The sequence below is a fragment of the Acrocarpospora corrugata genome, assembly GCF_009687845.1.
In the GTDB taxonomy this organism is placed as follows: Bacteria; Actinomycetota; Actinomycetes; order Streptosporangiales; family Streptosporangiaceae; genus Acrocarpospora; species Acrocarpospora corrugata.
Genome location: NZ_BLAD01000109.1, coordinates 21,662 through 29,112, shown reverse-complemented (window position 1 = coordinate 29,112; position 7,451 = coordinate 21,662). Strand labels below are relative to the sequence as shown.

Annotated in this window: 8 protein-coding genes and 1 pseudogene; all 9 read left to right on the top strand. The window is 69.8% G+C overall.

Annotation, left to right across the window (positions count from 1 at the left end; all coding sequences use genetic code 11):
* Nucleotides 1-112: 112 nt before the first annotated feature.
* A pseudogene (locus Acor_RS45985) lies at nt 113-364 on the top strand (winged helix-turn-helix transcriptional regulator); the annotation flags it as partial.
* Between the two features lie 61 nt (nt 365-425).
* Entirely contained in the window at nt 426-629 is a 204-nt protein-coding gene (locus Acor_RS45980) for a hypothetical protein (RefSeq protein WP_308805716.1), read from the top strand.
* A 76-nt stretch (nt 630-705) separates the two neighbouring features.
* Nucleotides 706-912, top strand: coding sequence for a hypothetical protein (locus Acor_RS43755; protein ID WP_218034750.1), 207 nt, complete (start codon nt 706-708; stop codon nt 910-912).
* Nucleotides 913-1,056: 144 nt separating this feature from the next.
* Entirely contained in the window at nt 1,057-1,440 is a 384-nt protein-coding gene (locus Acor_RS43745) for an inositol monophosphatase family protein (protein WP_218034749.1), read from the top strand.
* A 133-nt stretch (nt 1,441-1,573) separates the two neighbouring features.
* Nucleotides 1,574-3,655, top strand: a complete 2,082-nt coding sequence (locus tag Acor_RS38425) for a CaiB/BaiF CoA transferase family protein (RefSeq protein ID WP_155341694.1) — start codon at nt 1,574-1,576, stop codon at nt 3,653-3,655.
* A complete protein-coding gene (locus Acor_RS38420; protein ID WP_155341693.1) occupies nt 3,642-4,817 on the top strand; it encodes a thiolase family protein in 1,176 nt (391 codons plus the stop codon). Before Acor_RS38425 ends, Acor_RS38420 begins: the two co-directional genes overlap by 14 nt.
* Nucleotides 4,814-5,206: a Zn-ribbon domain-containing OB-fold protein gene (locus Acor_RS38415; RefSeq protein ID WP_170317302.1), complete on the top strand. Its 393-nt coding sequence runs from the start codon at nt 4,814-4,816 to the stop codon at nt 5,204-5,206. Before Acor_RS38420 ends, Acor_RS38415 begins: the two co-directional genes overlap by 4 nt.
* The gene (locus tag Acor_RS38410) at nt 5,203-5,997 is read left to right on the top strand and encodes an SDR family NAD(P)-dependent oxidoreductase (protein ID WP_155341691.1); all 795 of its coding nucleotides are present in this window, start codon (nt 5,203-5,205) and stop codon (nt 5,995-5,997) included. The genes Acor_RS38415 and Acor_RS38410 overlap by 4 nt, the downstream gene beginning before the upstream one ends.
* Nucleotides 5,998-6,010: 13 nt before the next feature.
* Nucleotides 6,011-7,447 carry an aldehyde dehydrogenase family protein gene (locus Acor_RS38405; protein WP_170317301.1) on the top strand — a complete coding sequence of 479 codons (1,437 nt, stop codon included), beginning with the start codon at nt 6,011-6,013 and terminating at the stop codon, nt 7,445-7,447.
* Nucleotides 7,448-7,451: the final 4 nt, after the last annotated feature.

Sequence of the window (7,451 nt, the reverse complement as noted above, 5' to 3'; positions counted from 1 at the left end):
TGCACGTCCGCTTGATATGGACATGAGTGAAATCCCCCAGGAACTGTGGTTCTCCAAATGACCGTTGGTTCTCTCTTGTAACCAGCAGCATCTTCGGACACCATCGGTGACCATGGAAGACGGCACTTCAATGTCCCTCAGTCACTGCGGGGATACCGACTACGACGTTCTCCAGTGGGACACGCGGGAGGACTGTGAGGTCCGGCAGATCCTCGATCGGATCGCCGACAAATGGTCCCTGCTGGTCATCGCCCTGCTCGATCAGCGCAGCCTGCGTTTCACCGAACTGCGTCGCAAGATCGACGGGGTCAGTCAGTGGATGCTCATCCGGACTCTCCGGCAGCTGGAACGCGACGGCCTGGTGAGCCGTACCGTGTATGCGGCGGTGCCGCCGCGGGTGGACTACGCGCTCACGGCCCCTGGGGGTGACCCTGCATCACACCATCCGGGCGCTGGTCACCTGGACCGAGGAACATCAGAACGAGATCGCTTACGCCCGCGCGGCGTACGACGCCCGTGCGGCGGCCGAGCAGGTGGCCACGGAACGGGAGGCCACGGAACGGGAGGCCGCGGAGCGGGAGGCCATCGCCCGTGAGGTCCTCGCGGCCGGCACCGGCCGGATGAGCTGAGGGTCCTTCGAATTCGCGGAAGGGCAGCGTGGTCTGTGCCTCTTATATATCTCGATATCCGGTTTATCCTGCCAACATGTTGATCACGGACGAGGAATTGGCGCTGGCGGCGGCGCGAGCGGGAGCTGCTGTCGTGCGCGCCAGGTACGGTGCGTCGCTGGCGCGCGTCGAGAAATCCGCGGGTGACTTCGCCACGGCTGCGGACATCGAAGCGAGAGCGGGCGCACGGGCCCGGACGGCGCGGAACGCCGGTGGCTGGTCGATCCGCTGTGCGGCACGCTGAACTACGCCGCGCGGAGCATGCTGGTCGCGGTGAACGTCGCCCTGCGGGTGCGTTCCGACATCACGGTGGGCCGCCTCAGCCGATCCGTTCGGCGACGAGGTGTTCTGGACGGACGGCACGTAGGCCCACCTCCGCCGCGACGGCGTGGACGAGCGGCTCACGCCGTCGCCCGATTCGCGCCTGGTGGACGTCGCTCTCGATCCGCCGTTCCCGAACGGACCGGACTTCCAGGCGGCCAAGCTGCTCGCCGACCCGGGCTTCGCCGAGCGCTTCCGCCCGCGCGTCGTCTCCACCACCCTGGCGGTGGCCTGGGTCGCCGCCGGTCGCCGGGCCGCGTACGTCACTGACGGCCAGCTGCGGGACAGCGTGCACTTCGCCGGCGGGATCGCCTTGTGCCAGGCCGCTGGATGCGTGGTGACCGGTATCCACGGTCAGCCGCTGCACACCGGCGCGGGTGGACTCGTCGTGGCGGCCGACCAGGAGACGCACGCGGCTTTGTTGGAACTCATCGGCAACCAGTCTCGGTAGCAGGAACCCCCGAGCCGTCCCCGCATCGCGGGGGCGGTTTTCTCTATGTCCGGATATCTGGACTGTTGGGCTCAATCGCAGTAATCTCAACGCAACGCGCACGTAATGTGCGTATTGCGCACAAGGAGTGGGAATGCTGGATGGGTGGCTGGTGGTGGAGGTCGGTGATCGTGTTGCCGTGGCCGCCTGCGGCGGGTTGCTCGCGCAGCTTGGCGCCGACGTCGTTCTCGTCGAACCGGAGCGGCCGGGTGGGGGTCACAAGTGGCGTGATCGTCCGGTGACCGCCGCCGGTAAGCGCAGCGTCGTGATCTCAACGGGAGACCGGGAACTGTTCGAGGGGCTGGTCGCGGGGGCCGATGTGGTCCTGCTGTCCAGTGACCTGTCCGGGGCGGATCGTGCGTTGTGGGAATCGGCCCGGCCCGCTGGGCAGATCCTCTGCGACATCACGGCGTTCGGCCACAGTGGCCCGTTCGCCGGCGTGCCGGGGTCGGAGGCGTTCGTCGAGGCCGTTTCGGGTGTCGCCGAGACCACCGGGCGGCGGGACGGACCTCCGGTGCTGCTCGGCGAACCACTTCTGGAGATGGAGTCCGCGCTGTACGCCGTGTCGGCGATCGTCGCCGCGCGCCGAGTCCGGCGGCGGCACGGATTCGGTCAGCGGATCGACATCGCGCTGTACGACGTCGCCGTGAACGCCCTGGCCACCTTCTTCCCGCTGGCATTCACCGGCCGGACCGCGACCAGGAACGGCAACCGGCATCCGACCCTGTCGCCTTGGAACTCCTACCGGGCGCTGGACGGCTGGGTGGTGATCTGCGCACCGACCGACGAGCAATGGGCCCGCCTGTGCACGGCGATGAACCGCCCCGAACTACTGCTGGACAAGCGATTCCGGTCGCCGAGCGCTCGAATGGACCACGCCGACGCGATCGACGAAGCGGTCGGCGCATGGACCTCCCTGCAGTCGGTCGCGGCCTGTCTCGACGCGCTCGCCCCCCACGTGATCCCCAGCGGACCGGTGACCGCCCTCGACGATCTCGCCATTGAACCCAACCTGCGCCACCGCGGCGTGGTCCGCTCCGCGATCGACCCCGAGTCCGGTCGCCAAGTCTGGCTGCCGGGCTGCCCGATCCGATCGAGCGGGACCGGATTCGCCGCCGTGATTCCGGCCCGCGACATTCCGGCCCGCGACGCGGACAGGGCCCCGATCAGTGCGCTGGTCGCGGTTCTGCCGCAGGTCCGGGGGACGGTGACCGGCGATCCGGTTTCGCGGGTGCGGCCCTTGGAGGGGGTTCGGGTGGTGGAGATCGGGATGAACACCGTCGGGCCGCTGGCGGGGCGTCAGCTGGGTGCGCTCGGGGCGGATGTGATCAAGGTGGAGCCGCCGAGGGGGGATGTGAACCGGCATAACGCGCCGCTGCGTGGTGACGGGGAGTCGTACATTTTCGCCCTGCTCAACACCGACAAGCGCGGGCTGGTGCTGGATCTGCGGGAGGAAGCGGACCGGCGGGTGCTGTGGGATGTGCTCGGGACGGCTGACGTGGTCATCGAGAACTTGAAGCCGGGGTCGTTGCGGCGGTTGGGGTTCGGGCCCGCGGAGGTTCAGGCGGTGTTGCCGGGGCTCATCTACTGCTCGATCAATGGGTTCGGGCATGACGCGGTGTATCCGGGGCGGCCGGCTCTGGACACCGTCGTGCAGGCGATGTCCGGGTTGATGAGCGCGACGACCGTGGACGGTATACCGACAAAGGCCGGTATCTCGGTGTCCGATCAAATCGGTGGGCTGGTTGGCCTGCTGGCGGTGCTGGCGGGGATCGAGCGTCGCGAGACGCGCGGGGGGGCCGGGGCGGCCTTCGACCTCGCCATGCAGGACGGATCGGCGTGGGCCACCCATCGGCTGTGGAACGCGGGCGCGGCCATCTATACGTCCGCGCGGATTGTCACGACTGAGGACGGTCCGGTGCTCGACGAGGGCGGAACCCTCACCCCGGTCGCGACGGTGGACGACGTTCTCGCTCATGTTCAGACGGCTGTGCGCGGGTTGATTCTTGACCGCCCAACCGCCGAGGGCGATTCCTGGACGGTTCTCGGCTCTCCGCTGCGGCTGCTGTCCACGCCTGCTGTCGTGCGGGCCGCGATGCCCCGGCTCGGGGTGCTGGACCCCGCTCTCGCCGCCGAGTTCGACCTGGTGAGGAGCCCGGACGATGCCCGATCCTGACCGTCTGGCGGCGTTGCGGGACACCGTCGCCATCGTGGGCGTCGGCGAGACCGACTACCCGGCCGACTACGCCCGCGCCCGCCGGGGTGAGCGCTACCAGGACGCGTACGGCTACGCGGCGATTGCCTTCCGCCGGGCCCTGAACGACTGCGGCCTGAGCAGAAACCAGATAGACGGCCTCATCGCCGGCCCGTCCCTCGCCGGGGAACGCCTCGGTGAAGTGCTGGGCATGGACGTCCGGTGGGCTGACCAGGCCGATGCCGTCCAGGCGATGCTGAAGGCGGCGATGGCGATCCACACCGGGGTCGCCGAATGCGTGGCCCTGGTCTACGGCAACGACCAGCGCACCGGCGGCACCGCGTACGGCGGCCCCAACGCGATGGGCGGCGACCGCCACCTGGCCTACACCTACTACGCCCCCTGGGGGCTCACGTCCCAGGGAGCCCTGTACGCCCTGCTCGCCAACCGCTACCTGGCGATCACCGGCCTGACCGAGCGCGATCTCGGCCAGGTAGCCCTCGCGCAGCGCGCTTTCGCGGGCCTGAACCCGAACGCCGTCATGCGCGAGCCGCTGACCATGGACGACTACCTGGCCGGACGGTACATCTGCGAGCCCCTCCGCCTCTACGACTACTGCCTGGTCAACGACGGCGGCGTCGCTCTGATCGTCACCACCGTCGAACGCGCCCGCGCGCTGAACCGCCCGGCCGTCCTGCTGCGGGGGATCGGCCGCAGCGACCACAACCGGGAGGCGACGAGCCTGCGCCCCCGCCTGGAGCAGTTCTACCGGCCGGCCCAGCGGCAGGCCGCGGAGCAGGTCTACGCGATGGCGGGCCTGGGCCCGTCCGACGTGGACGTCCTGCAGGTCTACGACAGTTTCAGCATCCACGTCCCGCTCGCCCTGGAGGGCTTCGGCTTCTGCGCCGACGCCGCCAAGCTGCTCAACTCCGGCGATCTCGGGCCGGGCGGTCGCCTGCCGGTGAACACCTCCGGCGGCCATCTCTCCGGGAGTTACATGCAGGGCTGGGGCCACCAGGTCGAATGCGTACGCCAGCTCCGCGAAGAAGCGGGCGACCGCCAGATCCCCGGCGCCAGGACAGCCCAGTACATATCCGACGTCGCAGGCAAAGTGACCTCGCTGATCTACGGGGTGCGCCCGTGAACCTCTTCGACGAGCCCTACTGGCAGTACGCGGAGGCCGGGGAACTGCGGCTACAGCAGTGCGTCGCATGCGCGAGCTTCCGCTACCCACCCGCCCCGATTTGCCCGGAATGCCTGACCGAGGAACACGACTGGGCGGCCCTGTCCGGCCAGGGATCCCTCCTCGCCTGGACGGTCTTCCACCGCCAGTACTTCCCGGACATCCCCGTGCCCTATCTCGTCGGCGCGGTCGTCACCGCGGAAGGCCCGATCCTCATCGGCAACATCGTCGGGCTGCCCGCCGCCGATCTCACGCACGGCATGCCGATGAGCGCCGTGTTCCCCCCATCCACCGGCTCGCGGCGCCTCTGCCAGTGGACGAGCCGATCATCTCTGGAGCATCGAACATGAACGTGGTCAGCACAGAAGTGTCACGCGGGCGGGATTTCGACGTACGTGGACGCGTCATCGTCATCACCGGAGCGGGGCAGGGCATCGGCCGTGAGTACGCTCGCGAGTTCGCGGCCGCGGGAGCCGTACCGGTGATCGCGGAGATCAACGGGGACGCCGCCCGGCGGGTGGTCAAGGAGATCGAGGAGGTCGGCGGCCGGGCCCTCGCGGTGGAGACCGATGTCGCCGATCCGGCGTCCGTGGACGCCATGGCCGCGACCGTGCTGGGCGAGTTCGGCCGGGTGGACGCGCTGGTCAACAACGCGGCGATCTTCTCCAGCCTCACCATGCGGCCGTTCGACGAGATCCCGCTCGACGAGTGGGACGCCGTGCTCCGGGTCAACGTCACCGGCGCGTTCCTGTGCGCCCGGGCGGTCGCCCCGCACATGCGCGCGGCCGGCTGGGGGCGCGTCGTCAACATCATGTCGGGCGCGGTGCCGCTGGGCGTCCGCAACTACCTGCACTACGTGACGTCCAAGGCGGCGCTGGTCGGCATGACGAACTCGCTGGCCAGGGAGCTGGGCGCGGACGGGATCACCGTCAACGCCGTACAGCCGGGCGGCACGTTCACCGAGGTGCCGCGCCAGACGGTGACGGCCGAGGGCAAGGCCCGGCTCATCGCCGACCAGTGCATTCCGCGCGAGGAGGTGCCGATGGACCTGGTCGGCCTGGTGCTGTTCCTGTGCACTGCGGCCGCCGGATTCATCACCGGCCAGACCATCGCCTGCGACGGCGGCCTCACCCACTCCTGATCTGGAGAATCCCGTGACCACACCCCAGTTCGACCTGTGGCTGGACGGCGCGAACACGCCGGCGGCCGTCCGCTTCGAGCGGCACAGTCCCTTTGACGGAACCCTGGCCGGAACCTTCGCCGACGGCGGCGAGCAGGACGCCGCGGCGGCGGTCGGCTCCGCCCGCCGGGCGTTCGACGACGGGCCGTGGCCGTCGAGCCCGGCCCGGCGCCGCTTCGAGATCCTGACCGAGACGGCCAGGCTGCTGACCGCCAACGCCGACCTGCTCGCCGAGCGGATGGTGCGCGAATCGGGCAAGCCGGTCACCCTCGCCCTCGGCGAGGTGGCGGCCTCGGCCCGCTGCCTGGAGTACTACGCCGGGCTCGCCCTGGCCGTCGAAGGGTCGGCGGTCAGCGAGCGCAATCCCGGCGCGCTCGGCCTCATCCTGCGCGAACCCGTCGGAGTCGCCGCGCTCATCACGGCCTGGAACTTCCCGCTGCTCGGCGTGGTGTGCAAGCTCGCCCCGGCGCTGGCCGCCGGCTGCACCGTCGTGGCCAAACCATCGCATCTCTGCCCGGGTCCGACCATGCTGCTCGCCCAGCTCCTCGGTACGGCCGGGCTGCCCGGCGGCGTCTTCAACGTGGTGACCTCCCAGCGGGAGCAGGGCGCGGTCGTCGGCCAGCACTTCGCCTCGTCCCGGGCGGTCGACAAGATCGCCTTCACCGGGTCCACCGCCACCGGGCAGGCCGTCATGCGGGCCGCCGCCGGGAACGCCAAGCGGGTGGCGCTCGAACTCGGCGGAAAGTCGGCCAACATCGTCTTCCCGGACGCGCCGCTGGCGGACGCCGCCCGTACCGCGATCTCCGCGTTCACCTTCAACAGCGGCCAGCAGTGCTCGGCCGGGAGCCGGCTACTGCTGCATCGCGACATCCACGACGAGTTCCTGGCCCTGCTGGTCGAGCACGCGGGCAAGCAGGTGCTGGGCGATCCCGCCGAGGCGGCGACCACGATGGGTCCGCTGATCAGCCGGCGGCAGCACGAGCGGGTGCTCGGCTACCTCGACCTCGGGCGGGCCGAGGCGAAGCTGGTCACCGGCGGGGGCAGCCACGGCAACTTCGTCGAGCCGACGGTGTTCGACGGGGTGGACAACTCGTCCCGGCTGGCGCAGGAGGAGATCTTCGGGCCGGTGCTCTCGGTGATCCCGTTCACGACCGAGCAGGAGGCCGTCGCGCTGGCCAACGACAGCGCGTACGGTCTGGCGGGCGGGGTGTGGACGGGATCGATGGACACCGCGTTCCGGGTGGTCAGGGGCGTACGGACCGGAAAGATGTTCGTCAACTGCTACAACACCGCCGGTCTGGACGACATGCCGCACGGGGGCTACAAGGAGAGCGGCACCGGGCGGGAGTTCGGCCACGCCGGGCTGGAGGAGTTCCAGGAACTCAAAACCGTCCAGATTCTGCTCCGGTAGGGCC